Source organism: bacterium, assembly GCA_035549195.1.
In the GTDB taxonomy this organism is placed as follows: domain Bacteria; phylum Oederibacteriota; class Muellerivitia; order Muellerivitales; family Muellerivitaceae; genus DASZRK01.
In genome coordinates this window covers 345,364-360,425 of record DASZRK010000017.1, presented here as the reverse complement: position 1 = coordinate 360,425, position 15,062 = coordinate 345,364, and the positions used below count along the sequence as shown (strand labels likewise).

The window sequence follows — 15,062 nt, the reverse complement described above, 5'->3', positions numbered from 1 at the left end:
ATGGATCCCCGGTCCTTTATCCCCAAGGAGGGAAGATGGAAACTTTGAGCCACTGGTTCGGCCCCCTGCATCCCCCCGTCACCCATTTCCCCATCGCCTGTTCCCTGCTGGCCCTCCTGGCCTATCTCTACGGCCGCCTTCATTCGGAGGACTGGGTCCTGCGGGCCTCCGGCGCCCTTTGGCTCCTGGCCCTGATCGGAGGCCTGACGGGCCTGGTGACCGGCCACCTTTTCGCCCACCACCTGGCCATGCTGGACGAGTGGACCTTTTTGCCTCCCGAAACCGCCATGAAAGGCAAGCTGCGCGAGCATGTGGAACTGGCCCTGACCGGCACCCTCTTCTGCGCGGCGGGCGCGGTCTTCGCCTGGGCCTTGCTCCGGGGGCGCAAGCCCAACCCCTGGGCGGTAGGACTGCTGCTTTTGGGTTCGGCGGCCTTCTTGGGGCTGGCCGGGCACGAGGGAGGGGAAATGGTCTATGAGGACGCCGGCCCGGTGGCCATGGCCGAGGAGGAGCCGGCCGCGACACCGGGGGCCCCCGAGGCCGATGGCCTCTGGAAAAGAGTGGGTAATTACCGCCGCGATCTGGTCTTGATGGATTCCTCGCCCTGGAACAGCCGCACCCATGGGCATCGCTGGGTCAACACCTACGTTTCCCCTGAAGCCGCTCAGGCTTACCGGGACACCGAGGCCATGCCCGAAGGCGCCCTGGTGGTCAAGGAATCCTTCGAGGACTCCGGGGAGGACGGCCCCTCCAAGGTTCCGGGTCCCCTCTATGTGATGGAAAAGGGAAAGAGGTCCGAGTCGCCCCGCACCGGGGGCTGGCGTTATGCCCTCCGCTGGGACCATCCGGTGGAAGGGAACCCGGAGAGGATCAAGGGGCCCGTGACCTGGGTCTCGGGCGATCCCCACCTGAACTCCTGTGTGAAATGCCACGGCCGCTTCAAGGACACCGACTATATGGCGGGTGTCCCCGAGGGCCACGATAATCCCTAGGACCGGTCAATCCTTGCGGGGCAGGACCACCGTGAAACGGGTGCCGTGGGGCCTCAATCTTTCCAACTCGATCCTCCCGCCGTGGGCCTCGACGATCTTCTGACTGATGGAAAGGCCCAGGCCCGACCCCCCTTTCTTGGTGGTGAAGAAGGGTTCGAAGAGATGGGACATTTCCGTGTCCCCGATGCCCGGCCCGTCGTCCTCGACGGTCAAACGGGTCTCGGCCTTGGTCTGCCTGGCCCCCAGCTTCAGGCTCCCCTTCTCCCCGACCGCCTGGTAGGCGTTGGTCAGCAGGTTCACCAGCACCTGCTGCAGCCGGTCCCGGTCGGCGGAAAAGACCGCCCATTTCTTCCCGACGGGCATCTCGACCCGGATGAGGTCGGCCCGGCCTCCCACCTGGGCCTGGGCCGCGGTCAGGGATTCCTGGAGCAGGACCTCCAGGTCCACGGGACTTTTGCGGATCTCCAGTTCCTTGGAATAATCCAGGATATCGTTCATGAAGAAGCGCAGGCGCTCGGCCTGGGACAGGATGGTCTTGAGCTCCTGGGAATATTCCTTCCGCCCCTCCATCTTGGCGTTCATCAATTGGATCATGCCGGTCAGGACCGCCAGGGGATTGCGGACCTCATGGGCGATGGCGGCGATGACCTTGCCCACCGCGGCCAGCCTTTCGTAGCGGAGCAGGGTCTGTTGGGACCTATGCCGCTCGGTCACGTCCCGCACGATGGTCAGCACCGCCGGGACCCCTTTGAAGAGGAAGGGCGTTCCCTTGGTCTCCCCGAAGAATTCCCCGCCGTCCAACCGCCGGAGCTTCTGTTCCATCCAATCGGTGGGTTCGCCCGTCTCCTGGATCCTCCGGACCCGCTCCATCGCCTTCTCCCTGGTCTCCGGATGGAGGAAGTCGGCCAATTGGACCTCCCGTAGGTCCCTTCCCTGCCCTCCAAAGAGCTCCAGTCCCGCCGGATTGACATAGAGGATCTCGCCGCCCGAATGGACCACGACCGCGTCGGGGGAAAGCTCCACCAGCCGCCGGTAGCGTTCCTCGCTCTCGGTGAGGATCCGTTCCGCCGCCTTGTTCCAGGTCATGTCCCGCACGCTCATGACCCTGAGGTCCCTGCCTTTGAAGGGGAAATTCCGGCCCCGCAGTTCCACCGGGAAGGTCGATCCGTCCTTGCGCAGGGCCAGGACCTCATAGGGCTGGGAGGAGCCGGAGACCATGTGTTTTCGAGCGATCGGATGGGATTCGGGCGCGATGAAGTCGAACCCGGGGCGGCCGATCATCTCCTCCACTTCGTAGCCCAGCATATGCGCCAGGGCCGGGTTGGCGTCCACCACCCTGGGATTCTCGTGCAGCAAGATCCCCTCGTTGGTCACCAGGGCGAACCGCTCGAAACGCTCCTGGCTCTCCCGCAAGGCCTCCTCGGCCTTTTTACGCTCGTCGATGAAGGTCAGCGAGAAACAGACCGCCTCCACGCCCCCGGCGGGGTTCAGGGCGGGCTGGTAGCGCACCTCCACCCAGCGTTCCTGGCCCCGGGCGTCCCGGATCGCCCGCTCGGCCTTGTTCTCCTTGCCCGCCAGCGCGGCCTGGAAGCTCTCGTGGAACTGATCCTCGCTGGCCCCCCGGGGCAGGGTCTCGACGAATTTCATGCCCTTGGTCAGCGCCTTCCCCTGGACCCGCTGGGCCATCATGGCGGCGAACTGGTTGAAGTCCTGGATGGTCCCGTCGGGATTGATCAACACCATCACCTGGGAGCCGCTGTTGAAGACCGCCCGCAGTTCCGCTTCCGAGCGGCGCAGGTCCTCCTCGGCCTTCTTGCGCTCGTCGATCCTCTGGGAGACGAAGCAGATCCCGGCCACCTTTCCGTCGGCCCCGGGGACGGGATAATAGCCGAACTCGAACCAATGCTCGACGCCGTCGGGGGTCCGGTAGGCCCTTTCCCGCGTCATGCGTTGCCCCTCCAGGGCCTTCTTGAAGCTCGCCTCGTAAAGACCCATGTCCGCAGGCCGGATGTAGTCCCGGAAGAAGTTCCCGCGGCGCAATTCCTTGTCCGTGGCCATCCGGAAGGACTCCTCGGCGCGCGGGTTGAAGGATTGGATCCGCCCCTCCGGGGTCAGGAGGACGACCGCCTGGTCCACGTTGTCGAAGACCGCGCGCAGGTCCGCCTCCGACCGGCGCAGGGCCTCCTGGGCCAGTTTCCGTTCCTGGATGTTCTCCACCAGGACCAGGGAATAAAGGACCTGGCCTTGGGGGTCCCGGATGAGGGTGCCGAAAAGATGGACCCAGACGCTCTCCCCGTTCTTCCGAAGGTAGCGTTTTTCCGATTCGAACCGGTCCTGCTCGCCCCGATGCACTTCCCGGGAGATCTTGTCGCTCTCGGTGCGGTCCTCCGGATGGGTGATCTCCAGCAGGTGGCGGCCCAGGATCTCCTTTTCCTCGTATCCCAGCAGTTCACGAAAGGCCCGGTTGACCTTCAGGTAGCGGAAATCGGAGACCATGGCCATGGGCATGGCGGCGTCCTCGAAGACCCGGCGGAACTTCTCCTCGCTCTCCCGGATGATGGCCTCGGCCTTCTTACGTTCGTCGATGGAGTCGGCCACCATGCAGGCGCCCTGGACCTGGCCCATATGGTCGAGCACGGGGTAATAGTGGAAATCGAACCAAAGCACGGTCCCGTCCGGCGCCCGGACGGACCGTTCGATGCGGGTCACTTTTCCCTCCAGGACCAGTTGGAACCTTTTACGGAAATCCTCCAGGTGCTCGGGCTCGACGTAGTCGGCCATGGCCCGTCCCTTTTCCAGTTGCATACCCCGGGCCGCCTTCAGGCCCTCCAGGGCCCGCCGGTTGAAGTCCCGGATCCGGCCATCCTTTCCCACCAGCACCAGGCTCTGGTGGCTGCTCTCGAAAATGGCCCGCAGGTCCGCCTCGGACTTCTGCAGGGCCTCTTCGGCCATCTTGCGCTCGATCACATTGGTGGCGATGAGACAGACACCCTCGATCTCGCCCTGGTCCCCGAAGACCGGATTGTAGGAGACCTCCAGCCACTGCTCCTCCCCGCCCTTGTGGTAGCGCTGTTCGTGGGTCACCACCTCCCCCTGCAGGGCCTTCTGGAAACGCGCGCGGAAGAGGGGTTTGTTCCCTTCTGAGACGAAATCCACGATCGAGCCCCCCGCCTTGAGGTCCTGGCCGGTCCATTGGCGGTTGTTGAGCAGTGCGTTGTTGTTGAAGGCCCGGATGCGCCCTTCCCGGTCCACCAGCACGATGTTCTGGAAGGTGTTGTTGAAGACCGCCTGGAGGTTGGCTTCGGACTGCCGCAGGGCCTCCGAGACCCGGCGCCGTTCGGTGACATCCCTCACGATACCAAGGCCCCCCAGGATCTCGCCTTTCGCGTTCTTGACGGGCATGTAGTAGGCCTCGAAATAACCCTGCCGGCCCGCGGGGGTCCGGTAGGGCCTCTCCTGGGTCACGGGACTCTCCCCTTTGAGGGCCGCGTAAAAATGGACGTCCTCGCCGATCTGTTTGAGGAAGGGGAACACATCGAAGGCCACTTGGCCGATGCATTCCTCCCGGGAATGCCCGCTGATCCTCTCCATGGCCGGGTTCCAGAGGGTGTAGCGGCACTCATGGTCGAAGGCCAGCAGGCCGTCCACGCTGCTGTTGATCAGGTTCTGGGTGAACTCCTTCTGCCGGACCACTTCTTCCTCGATCCGCTTACGTTGGGTGATGTCCCGGAAATAGACCAGCCGGACCCGGCGCCCCTGATAGGTGGTCATGCGGGGGGTGATCTCCACCGGGAACCGCAAGCCGTCGGAACGCAGGCCCATGATCTCGTAGGTGGCCTCGGACTCCTCGGTCATATGCTGCAGGATGGTCTCGCGGAACTCGGGGGCGGTGAATTCCAGGGCGTTGCGCCCGATGAGTTCGGGCAGTTCCCGACCCAGCATCCGGGCGAGGGCGGGATTGGCCATGAGGATGACCCCTTTTTCGCTGACCGCGATCCCGTCCTTGGAGGCATCGGCCAATTTGCGGAACAGCTCCTGGCTCTCGAAGAGTTCCTGTTCCCTTTTCTTCGAGCGCGTGATGTCCAGGAAAGTGGCGACCCTCAAGGACCGGCCCTGGTATTGCATCGCCCGGCCCTGCACCAGCGTGTTGAACCGGGTCCCATCCCTCCGGATCCCCACGATCTCATAGGGTTCCTCGCTGCCGGAGCGGATCTGTTGGGTCACCAGCTCACGGAACTCGGGGGCCACGAAGTCCAAGCCGTTACGGCCCAAGACCTCCTCGGGCCTCTCGAAGCCTAGCAAACGGGCGAAGGAGACGTTCGCCTCCACCACCACCCCCTTCTCGTGGATGGCCACTCCCTCGCCGGCCGCGTCGCTGAGCCGGTCGAACTTGGAACGGCTTTCCTCAAGGGCCGCTTCCGCTTCTTTCAGGTCCTGGAGGGAACGGCCCACCAGGGAGAAGGTCCGGGAGGCGCTGTCGAACTCGCCGTGCCATTGGGTCCAATGCCATCCTCCCTTCGACGTGCGGACCCGAAGTTCCAATGGGAAGGGCCCGGCCCCCTGCCCTGCTTTTAAAAGAACGGGTTGGGCGCGCACCTGGTCCTCGGGATGCACCAGGTCCAGGAACGGCGACCCGGTCAATCGGTCCGGGTCCTGACCCAAAAGGACCGCCCAGGCGCCTTGGGCCGTTTGGACCAGGCCCTTTTCATCCAGCAGGAGCATCAGTTCCCGGGAAAGCCTTGAAAAAATGGAAGTGGAAGTTCGGTCAGGAGGGTTCATCGGGAAAAACCTTCATGGACGTCGTTATTTTGAGGGACCTATCTTACCGAAGCGGAAAAGTCGTGAACAAGGGAACAGGCGGGATGGACCACCGGGGGAATCATCAAGGACCGGCTTCACCGCAACCGGGAGCAATCCTTCGTAATTAGACCGGCTTCTTTATCTCAATCCACCACCCGACGTGCATAGGCGGATTGCACCAGGGGCCAGCCCCAGAAGGCCTCGCCCAAGATCCACTGCACCACCTTGGCCCCCTCGATCATGCGGGGCCCCGGGCGGTTGAGGAGGCTTTCCTCGATGCTGAAGATACGCCTCTTGCGCACCGCGTTGAGGTTCTCCCAGCCGATGCGTTTCAGGGCCTCGTCGGGGTTGAAGGCCAGGCCCTGGCCATAGACGGCGAAAAGGATGATCTCGGGGTCGAACTTGATCATCTCCTGGATCTTGACCGTCCGGCTCAGCTCCCGGGTGAGCATGGGGAAATAATGGGCCCCCAGGAAGGGCATCAGTTCGGTGTACCAGCCCCCGGCGGCGGACGGCGGTTTGGGCCATTGCTCCACATAGAGCTTGGGGCGGTAGGCCTTGGGCGGGATCTTGGACTGAAGGGCGGTGAGGCCGCCCATGAAGTCCTGGGCCAGCATCTTGGCCCCGGCCAGGTTGCCGGTGGCTTTGCCGATCTGCAGGAAGGAATCCTCCACTTCCCTCAGGGAACGGGGGTCCAGGTGAAGCACATGGAAGCCCTTTTCCTTGAGCCGCTTGTAGAGGTCCTGCTGGGAGATGGAGTAGGTGATGCAAAGGTCGGCCCGAAGGCTTTTGACCCGCCCCTCGGCCATGGTGAACCAGTATTCGGGGCGGTCCCGGTCGCTGGAGGGGGGCTCGTCCTCGCAATATTCCTTCAAGGTGGTCACTTGGTCGCTGAAACCCAGGTAGGCCAGCACCTCGGTGGCCGCGTGGGAGAAGGACGCGATGTGCTTGGGCGGTTGGAAGGGCATGGGCCAAGTCTAGGGGAAGGCCAGGGTCGATTCTAGGGATTTTTCCGGGAGCGCCCTACCGGTAAAGAAAAAGGGTCAGGTCCATCGGATGATAGTGGTCCAGAAGCCCGACCTTCGACACATCCAGTTTCCTCCCGAAGGACACCAGGTCCTCGGAACGGACCGTGAACCGGTCCTTCTCCTTCAACCCCGCCTCGGCGTTGAGCACATTGAAGGCCACCGCCTTCCGCGTTTGCTTCAGGACGCACTTGAGGAGCGACCGCATGTAGGCCCAGTTGTCCTTCACCTTCACGTTGAAAACGCCCGAGAGGAAGGCATAGTCGAAGGATCGGGCCCGATAGGGCCGGGCCGTCAGCACCCGGGCCTCGAACCGGGCGCCGGGATAGTGCCGCCTGGCCTCGGCGATGACGTTGGGAAAAAGGTCCACGCCCGTGTAGTCGGCTTGGACCCGTTTCTTTTTCAGGTAACCCCAGAAGGCCCCCAGGCCGCAACCCACGTCCAGGATCGTCCGCCCCCTCAGGTCCCCCACCAAGGCCAGGGCCTCGAAACGGACCTGCTGGCTGTGGGGACCGTTCCATCCCACCCGGCGTTCAGGGGCCGCGTGGCCTTCCAACTGGGCGCGGTAATAAGCTTCCAGGCGGGTGAGGTCCTTCCGGGAGAACCCGGGAAAATCCTTGAGCCGGAAAGGATGGATGGTCTTCATGGGCGTCCGCCCCGGACCGACTCGAAAAAAGCCAGGGTGCGCTGGAAGGCCGCCTCGAGCGCAGGGGAAGGCCCTGGGAAGGGATGGACGCTGTTGAACTTATGGTCCGCGCCCGCCAGGATGGCGAGTTGGGCGGAGGGGTGCAACGCCGCCAGGCTTTCGGATTCGTCGGGCTTCACGCTCACGTCCTCGCTTCCGTGCACCAGGAGCACCGGGGCGGTGAGGTGATGGAGATAAGTGGGGATGTCCCCCTCCCGGCCCCAATGCTCCGCGTCCTCCAAAAAAGCGATCCCGCTTTTGAGGACTTGTCCCGTGCGGGAGCTCTCGAAGGGGTAATAGCCCTTCTCTTTCCAGGTCTTCTTCATCTCATATAAGTAACGGTTCACCCGGGAAAGGGTGGCCCAGGTGGCGATCCCCAGGACCTCGGGCCGGTTCACCGCGGCCAGCAGGCTCACGCCCCCTCCCCGGGAATGGCCCCAAAGGAAGGCCCGGGGAACCGCCGGAAGGTCGGGCTCGAAACCGCCCGAGACCACCGCGCCCAGGACCCGTTTGAGGTCCTCCACCTGGCGGGTGATGGTGTCGGCCTCGAAGGCCGCCAGGTCCTCGAAGGGCCCGTCCGCCTGGGGACCCATGCCCGAGCCGGAGAAGTTGAACCGCACCACCGGGTAGCCGGCGGCGGCGAGGGACCCGGCGACCCACGGGAAGAAGGACCAGTCCTTGAAGCCCAGGAACCCATGGCTCATCACGACCGGGGGTTTGGCCGGGTCCCCTTCGGGCAGGGTCAAGGTCCCCCAGATCTCCCGGGGACCTTCCAGGCAGAAATCGACGGTGCGCAGGGTCATCCCCAACCCCGGGCCTTCAGTTCCTTCTCGGTGAAACCGAAGAAGTGGCCCAATTCATGGATCAGGGTGGCCCGCACTTCCCGACGCAGGTCCTTCGGATCGGGAAAATCCCGGCGCAAGCATCCCTCGAAGAGGATGACGCGGTCCGCGCCTAAGCGGGGTTCGCCCGCCGGAAGGGACTTGAGGTCCCAGCCCTCGAAGACGCCGTAAAGGATGCTGCCCGGGGGAAGGCCCAGTCTTTTCAAAAGGGCCGGGGTCGGGCGCCGTTGGACGGAAATGGCCACGGTCGCCAGGGCGCCCTTCAAGTCGGTCGGCAGTTCTTGAAGGACCCTTCGAACGGTCCGATCGAAGGGGCTTGGGGCCTGGGGGCGGGTCTTGTGGGGCATCGCGTCCCTCTATTTTTTCTTCAATAGATCCCGGATCTCGGTGAGGAGCTCTTGATCCTTGGTGGGAGGCGGGGGGGCGGCCGGCGCCTCGGCGGCCTTGCGTTGCAGGCGGTTGATGGCCTTCACCATCAAGAACACCGCGAAGGCGATGATGGTGAAATCCACCAAGGACTGGATGAAATTACCGATGTTGATGGTCACTTCCTGGACCTTTCCCGCCAGGTCCAGGGACGGGGCCTTCAGGTGGATCTTGATGTCCGTGAAATTCATTCCCCCGATGAGATAGCCCAGGGGCGGCATCAGGACGTCCGACACGATCGAGGAGACCACCTTGCCGAAGGCCCCGCCGATGATGATACCCACCGCCAGGTCCACCATGTTCCCCTTCACCGCGAATTCCTTGAATTCCTTCCACATGCCCATGACGCCCTCCTTCCAGGGTCACAAAAGGTTGTAAGCGAAGCCCAATCCCACGGTCTCCTTGATCTGCCAGCCCAGGTAGACCTTGGGGTCGTAACGGTAGTCGTTCTCGATGTTCACGCTGAGGACCTTGTTGAGGCCGATGGAGAGCAGGTTGTCCCACTCGGCCACGGTGCGGTCCAGGCCCTTGCCGTTCCAGAAGAGGTCCAGCTTGGACCCGAACTTGGAATCCTCGGAGAACTTCAGGTTCAGCTCCGACACCCAGCCGGCGCCCAACTCGGTCAGCACGCCTTGCAGCTTCCCCGTGTCCGGGTCCACCGTGTAGATGGCCTGGAACTTGTCGGCCACCGTCTCCTTGACCGCCAGTCCCAGGCGGGTATTGAACTCGGGACCCGGAACGTACTTCAATCCGGCGGTCTCGGTGAAATAACCCGGGTCCAGGAAGGCCGAGGTCTGCACGGCGGGGTCCTGGCTGTAGTCGAAGCCCGCGTCGAACTGGCTCTTGGCCGAGAAGGACACGAAGGGATTCACCTGGGGCCAGGTCTTCCAGGCGAAGACGCTCTCCAGGTCGAGGTTATCCGCCGATTTCCGGGTGCCCTGCCCGTCGATGTAGGTGAGGCCATATTCCAATTTAAGGGTATTGAGCCAGTTGGAGGCGGCGTTGTCGTTCTCCAGCCTGGCGTTGAAGGCCGCCTGCCAAGAAATGAAGTTGGTGCCGCCTTGCTGCCAGTCGCTGAAAGCGCCCTGGTTCAGGTTGAGGCTGGCCACCACTTGTTTTTTCCAACTGTCCACCGGAGGCGTGGCGGCGGGCGCCGCGTCCTCCCCCCAAACGGCCTTGAAGGCCGCCAAGAACATCAAGACCAGCCATGGCATCCGTTTCATCCCAAGCTCCTTGAGCGGTGTTCCAGGCCCCCCGGGGCCCAAGCGGGCACCATGATAACCGGAGCTTTCCCGCCTGCGGGGCGGGGCTTCATTTTTTCTTCAGGAGTTCGAGCGCCTTCTTCGGATCGGCCACCGGCAGCTGGCATTGGTAGTTCCGGCAGACATAAATGGCCGTCCGGCCGCCTTGGCTGGATCGGCCTTCCGCCCAGGGAACAAGACGGACCATTCCCTTCACCTGGGCGTCCTCGCAGGCGACCAGGACCTTGCTCGGCAGGAAAGCTTTCCAAAGGACCTTCAAGGCAGGTTCCCGGTCCGGGCCCACCACGAACACCTCGGCGGGACCGTCATGGTCGAATTGGAAGGCCTGGAGCATCTTGCAGAAGTTGGAGCCGCCCCTTTCCAGGTAACCGGAGAAAGCGGAAAGGATCGCGTCCGAGCGGTCCCGGTGGGATTTGTCACCCGTGAATTCCGCCAGGCGGTAGCCGTTCAGGACCGCCACCGAATTGCCCGAGGGGATCACCCCGTCGTAGGCTTCCTTCGTTCGGGCCAAAAGGCGTGCCGCATCCTTCTGATCGGAGCCGGTGAAGAAGTACCCCTGGGCCTTTTCGTCCCAGAAAAGCCGGTCCATGTCCTTCTGCAGGTCCAACGCCCGTTGGAGGTATTTGAGGTCGAAAGTGCTCTCATAAAGGTCCAGTTGGGCCTCTTGGAGGAAAGCATAGTCGTCGATGTAGGCTTGGATATTGGAGGGACCTTGCCTGTAGGAAGCCAACAGGCGCCCCTGGTGGAACAGGTCCCGATAGAGGAAATCCGACGCTTTCTCCGCCAGGCGGAGATATTCGGGATCACCCAAGGCCCGGTAACCCAGGGAAAGGGATGAGATCATCAGCGCGTTCCAGGCCGTCAGCACCTTATCGTCCAGGTGCGGCCTGGGGCGAAGACCCCTCGCCTGGAGCACCTTATCCCGGGTCCTTTCCCACCAGGCCGGGTCCCGTCCGATGTCCCGGAGGGCTTCCGGCAGGTCCTTCCTCAGGTGGAGGATCGTGCGGCCCTCGAAATTGCCGCCTTCGGTGGCGCCGTAAAGGGAACAGAAGTCGGTCCCGTCCTTCTCCCCCAACAACTTCTTCAATTCCTCCGGGGTCCAAACATAGAACTTCCCCTCTTCTCCTTCGCTATCCGCGTCCTCGGCGCTATAGAAGGCGCCTTCGGGGCTTGTCATGTCGCGCTTCAAATAGGTGAAGGTCTCGCGGGCGATGCGCGCATATTCCTCCTTCCCCGTCACCTGGTAGGCTTCCAGATAGGTCCGGGCGAGGAGCGCGTTGTCGTAGAGCATCTTCTCGAAATGCGGCACCAGCCAGATCCCGTCGGTCGAGTAGCGTGAAAATCCCCCACCCACCTGGTCGTAGATCCCTCCTTGGGCCATCTTGTCGAGGGTTTTCTCCACCATGGCGAGCGCCTTCACGTTCCCCGTGGCCGAATGGACCCGGAGCAGGAATTGGAGCTGGAGGGAAGGAGGGAACTTGGGCGCTCCCCGGAACCCGCCGTCGCGGGCGTCGAAGCCACGTTCCAGTTCGGCCAACACCTGGTCCGTGACCCCGGGCTTGACCGGACCGCCTTCGGCCCCCGTCCCGGCCCGGCCAACGACCTGGGCCAACTGGGTGCCCGCCTTCTCCACCTCGGCGCGCTGGGTCTTCCAAACCCGGGCCAGGTCCCTGAGCACCTGGGGGAACCCCGGGCGGCCGTAGCGGGCGTCGGGCGCGAAATAGGTGCCGCCGTAGAAGGGCTTGAGGTCGGGGGTCAGGAACACGTTCAGGGGCCACCCGCCCTGGCCGGTCAGGGCCATGACCGCGTTCATGTAGATCTGGTCCACGTCGGGCCGTTCCTCGCGGTCCACCTTGATGCAGACGAAGTCGTCGTTCAGGAGCTTGGCCGTGGCCTCATCCTCGAAGCTCTCGCGTTCCATCACGTGGCACCAGTGGCAGGTGGAATAGCCGATGGAGAGCAGGATGGGCTTGTCCTCCTTCTTGGCCTTGGCGAAGGCCTCCTCGCCGAAAGGGTACCAGTCCACCGGGTTGTGGGCATGTTGGAGCAGGTAAGGGCTCTTCTCGTGGATGAGACGGTTGGTGTGTTCGAAATGCTCGGATGAGGTCACGGAACAGCCTCCCAGGAAGGCCACAAGGGCCAGGAATGGCGGCCAATGAAAGGAACGACCCATAAGGAGGGCATGATGAATGCTGAAAGGATCTGGAATCAAGGAGTAACGGAATTTTGAACCGCCAAGGCGCCAAGTCCGCCAAGAACAGCGAAAGTCGTCATCCTGCCAAGATCTCCAACCAGGTTCTTCAAGCCTTTCTTGGCGAGCTTGGCGTCTTGGCGGTGAATAGGGTCGCTATGCCTTTTGGTTTTGGCGCAAGGCCTCGAAGAGCACGATGCCCACCGCCGTGGAGAGGTTCAGGCTGCGGATGCCTTCCTCTTGTTGGGGGATGCGGTAGAGCCTTTCCTGATAGAGGTCGTAGAAATGGGCGGGAAAACCCGCCGTCTCCTTGCCGAAGATGAGATAGGCCTCGTCGGGAAAGGCCGCATCCCAATAGGCCTTGGGCCCCTTGGTGGAAAGGAAGAAGAGGGCCGCGTCCCGGGGGACGCTTCCCAGGAACTTCTCCCAGGTCCCGTGATGGACCGGGTCCACCTTCTCCCAGTAATCGAGTCCCGCCCTTTGGACCTGCTGGTCGTCCAGGCGGAAGCCCAACCGGCCCACCAGGTGCAGCTTCGCCCCTGCCCCCAGGCAGGTGCGGCCGATGTTCCCCGTATTCCAGGGTATTTCAGGTTCGATGAGAACAACGTGGAACATGGCGCCTCCTTGGGGAATCATAAGGAAGTCTCCAGCCTCCTCCAATAAAATTGGGCCATGTTCCCCGCCCAATCCTTCCTCAAGACCCACCGGCCCTTGGTCCCCTTCCTTGCCATCACCTTGGGGAACGCCTGGCGGGTCTTCGGCCCGGCGGGTCCCCTAGGCATCCTCCCGGCCGCCCTGCTCTTGGGGGCGGGTCTTATCCTTATCTTCCGCATGGAAAAACCATCGCCGGCCGGAGATATTCCCGCGCCGGTCGCCCGATGGATCTGGGCCTTCCTGCTCCTTTCGGGCCTTGGCCTGAGGCTGTGGCACCTGGAAACCTACATCGGATTCCCTCTTTTGGACGAGGGATTGAACGCCTTTTACGCCTTGGGTCTGACCCGTCATTGGGGCTGGCATCCCTTTTTCTTCACTTCTCAGCTCCCGCCCTTTTATATCTGGCTTCTGGCCTTGGCCTTCAAGATCTCCCCCTCCTTATGCAGCCTTTGGCTGGTGCCCGCCCTTCTTAGCTGGGGGGCGTCGCTCCTGGCCTATGCCGCCGCCCGTTCCTTTTTTTCCAGGTCCCTTTCCCTGGCCCTCTTCTTTTTCACCAGCATCGGCTTTTGGCCCCTTTATCTGGGCCGGTTTTCCCATCAAGCCGCCTTGGGATATTTTTGGGAATGGCTCGCCCTCTGGGTCCTGGCGAGGTTCCTTGGATCCACTCCCCCGCGGAGCGGGCTTTGGAGGGCGGGCCTGGGGTTGGTCCTCGGATCGGGTTTTTACACTTATTTCGCGTGGCCCCTTTTCGCCGGTCCCCTTTTTCTCGCTTCGGTCCTTTGGGAACCCGCCCGAAAAGAAAAGACCCGCGTATGGAAGAACATCCAATTGGCGTTTTGGACCCTGGTCCCATTGTTCCCGGTGGTTCCGGTGGCCTGGCGGGAACATTTCGGCTCTTATTTCCACGGCTTATGGGCCCAAGGAACGGACCCCGGAACCATCTTCTTCCAGGGGGCCGCGTCCTATCTTCGTATCATCTTCGGAGGAGATCCGGTCGGTGGATTCACCTATGGATCGGCCTTGGGCGGTTATTTGAACCCTATCGGCGGGGCGCTGTTCTTCCTGGGTGCGGCGGCGGCATGGAAGGTCCAACCGCGCCTTTTTTCCATTTTTTTGGCGGTGGTTGCCGCTCTCGCCCTCCTGCCCCTGGCTTTTACCCGGCCCATCAACGGCTTGCGTTTGATCCCCTGGATGCCCTTGGCGGCCTATCTCTGCGCCATGGGCATTGTGTCCCTGCCCCGTGGGGTGAGTGGTGGCAGGATCGGGTGGATCGCGGTCCTGGTGGGATCGCTCTCTTTCGGGATGGACCTGCGATGCCTATCGGCTTCGGGACAAGCCCTGCGTAACGCCTTTCCGACCCAAAGACCCGCTGAATTCGCGAGGGCCGCGGAGCTCTTGCGGGATAAAGCGGCGAAGGATGGGCCCGGGTTGATCTTCGACGGTTTCTTTTTGGGGGGGCCCCGCCTTTCTTATTTTCCTGCGTGCGTTTACGATCTCAACCTGTTGGAAGATCCCCGATCATCGCCCGGCCAGGCCCATTGGGCCGCCTTGTTGACCAATCCCAACTACAAACCATGGCTCGACTCCCGTTTCCCAGGAGGTCGGGCGGTCTGGCTGGATAAGGGAACCCGGCCTGCCGAGGGTGGCCTGATGGTCTGGATCTGGGACCTGCCCCCGGGAGGGGCCAGTTCCTTCGACCCTTGGATCCAGGCTTCACGAAGCCTCCGGTCCTGGAACCGCATGGAAATGGAAAAGCGGCCGGGGGAGGACCCTGACCGCTTGCAAGGGGCTTGGATGGCCCTGGCGCCCGTCTTCCAGGGGGATCCTTTCCTGCGTGCTTTCTATTGGGAAAAATCCTCGCGCCTGCGTTTCGAAGCGGCCCTCGGTGCTTCCCAGGCCCAAGGCGCCGGAAGGGCCCTGGCCGAACCCGTCAATGGGGCCCTAGTGCCGGGCGCCTTGCCGAAGGAAGATCTGATCGCCTCCCTGGACGACCTGCAGCGGGCCATCACCCAAGGGATCCCCGCGGCGCACCTTTATTACCGGCGGGGCGCCCTGGAGTCCCTTTTGGGCCGCCGAGCCGCGGCCCAAAGGGACTTCCGACGGGCGGTCCACACGGCCCCCGCCATGACGGGGGCCGCCCTGTTGTTGGAGCCCTCGGGGGAATGAGGCTGGGTCCGTCCTTTAT

11 protein-coding genes are annotated in these 15,062 nt (G+C 63.1%); 2 read left to right on the top strand and 9 right to left on the bottom strand.

Features of this window, described 5'->3' with window-relative positions; genetic code table 11:
- Positions 1-35: 35 nt before the first annotated feature.
- Positions 36-992, top strand: coding sequence for a cytochrome P460 family protein (locus tag VHE12_04905; protein ID HVZ80126.1), 957 nt, complete (start codon positions 36-38; stop codon positions 990-992).
- Between the two features lie 6 nt (positions 993-998).
- Here VHE12_04905 and VHE12_04900 read toward each other — a convergent pair whose 3' ends face one another.
- The 9 genes from VHE12_04900 to VHE12_04860 all read right to left on the bottom strand — a co-directional run bounded on the left by VHE12_04900 (position 999) and on the right by VHE12_04860 (position 12,838).
- Positions 999-5,771, bottom strand: a complete 4,773-nt coding sequence (locus VHE12_04900; GenBank protein HVZ80125.1) for a PAS domain S-box protein — start codon at positions 5,769-5,771, stop codon at positions 999-1,001.
- 164 nt (positions 5,772-5,935) lie between these two features.
- Complete coding sequence (locus VHE12_04895; GenBank protein HVZ80124.1) at positions 5,936-6,760, bottom strand: ABC transporter substrate-binding protein; 825 nt, start codon at positions 6,758-6,760, stop codon at positions 5,936-5,938.
- Positions 6,761-6,815: 55 nt separating this feature from the next.
- A complete protein-coding gene (locus VHE12_04890; GenBank protein HVZ80123.1) occupies positions 6,816-7,463 on the bottom strand; it encodes a class I SAM-dependent methyltransferase in 648 nt (215 codons plus the stop codon).
- The gene (locus VHE12_04885; GenBank protein HVZ80122.1) at positions 7,460-8,305 is read right to left on the bottom strand and encodes an alpha/beta hydrolase; all 846 of its coding nucleotides are present in this window, start codon (positions 8,303-8,305) and stop codon (positions 7,460-7,462) included. Before VHE12_04885 ends, VHE12_04890 begins: the two co-directional genes overlap by 4 nt.
- Positions 8,302-8,691 carry a metallopeptidase family protein gene (locus VHE12_04880; protein HVZ80121.1) on the bottom strand — a complete coding sequence of 130 codons (390 nt, stop codon included), beginning with the start codon at positions 8,689-8,691 and terminating at the stop codon, positions 8,302-8,304. The genes VHE12_04885 and VHE12_04880 overlap by 4 nt, the downstream gene beginning before the upstream one ends.
- 9 nt (positions 8,692-8,700) lie before the next feature.
- Positions 8,701-9,114: a large-conductance mechanosensitive channel protein MscL gene (gene mscL, locus VHE12_04875; protein ID HVZ80120.1), complete on the bottom strand. Its 414-nt coding sequence runs from the start codon at positions 9,112-9,114 to the stop codon at positions 8,701-8,703.
- An 18-nt stretch (positions 9,115-9,132) separates the two neighbouring features.
- On the bottom strand, positions 9,133-9,993 hold the full coding sequence (locus VHE12_04870) for a DUF3078 domain-containing protein (GenBank protein ID HVZ80119.1): 861 nt from the start codon (positions 9,991-9,993) through the stop codon (positions 9,133-9,135).
- An 88-nt stretch (positions 9,994-10,081) separates the two neighbouring features.
- A complete protein-coding gene (locus VHE12_04865; GenBank protein ID HVZ80118.1) occupies positions 10,082-12,142 on the bottom strand; it encodes a thioredoxin domain-containing protein in 2,061 nt (686 codons plus the stop codon).
- A gap of 237 nt (positions 12,143-12,379) precedes the next feature.
- Positions 12,380-12,838 carry a tRNA (cytidine(34)-2'-O)-methyltransferase gene (locus VHE12_04860; GenBank protein ID HVZ80117.1) on the bottom strand — a complete coding sequence of 153 codons (459 nt, stop codon included), beginning with the start codon at positions 12,836-12,838 and terminating at the stop codon, positions 12,380-12,382.
- Positions 12,839-12,895: 57 nt separating this feature from the next.
- Between VHE12_04860 and VHE12_04855 the strand changes: the two genes are divergently transcribed.
- The gene (locus VHE12_04855) at positions 12,896-15,043 is read left to right on the top strand and encodes a hypothetical protein (GenBank protein HVZ80116.1); all 2,148 of its coding nucleotides are present in this window, start codon (positions 12,896-12,898) and stop codon (positions 15,041-15,043) included.
- Positions 15,044-15,062 lie beyond the last annotated feature (19 nt).

Coding starts and splice junctions, on each gene's coding strand:
- VHE12_04905 (HVZ80126.1), top strand. CDS start 36: ATGGAAACTTTGAGCCACTGGTTCGGCCCCCTGCATCCCCCCGTCACC.
- VHE12_04900 (HVZ80125.1), bottom strand. CDS start 5,771: ATGAACCCTCCTGACCGAACTTCCACTTCCATTTTTTCAAGGCTTTCC.
- VHE12_04895 (HVZ80124.1), bottom strand. CDS start 6,760: ATGCCCTTCCAACCGCCCAAGCACATCGCGTCCTTCTCCCACGCGGCC.
- VHE12_04890 (HVZ80123.1), bottom strand. CDS start 7,463: ATGAAGACCATCCATCCTTTCCGGCTCAAGGATTTTCCCGGGTTCTCC.
- VHE12_04885 (HVZ80122.1), bottom strand. CDS start 8,305: ATGACCCTGCGCACCGTCGATTTCTGCCTGGAAGGTCCCCGGGAGATC.
- VHE12_04880 (HVZ80121.1), bottom strand. CDS start 8,691: ATGCCCCACAAGACCCGCCCCCAGGCCCCAAGCCCCTTCGATCGGACC.
- mscL (HVZ80120.1), bottom strand. CDS start 9,114: ATGGGCATGTGGAAGGAATTCAAGGAATTCGCGGTGAAGGGGAACATG.
- VHE12_04870 (HVZ80119.1), bottom strand. CDS start 9,993: ATGAAACGGATGCCATGGCTGGTCTTGATGTTCTTGGCGGCCTTCAAG.
- VHE12_04860 (HVZ80117.1), bottom strand. CDS start 12,838: ATGTTCCACGTTGTTCTCATCGAACCTGAAATACCCTGGAATACGGGG.
- VHE12_04855 (HVZ80116.1), top strand. CDS start 12,896: ATGTTCCCCGCCCAATCCTTCCTCAAGACCCACCGGCCCTTGGTCCCC.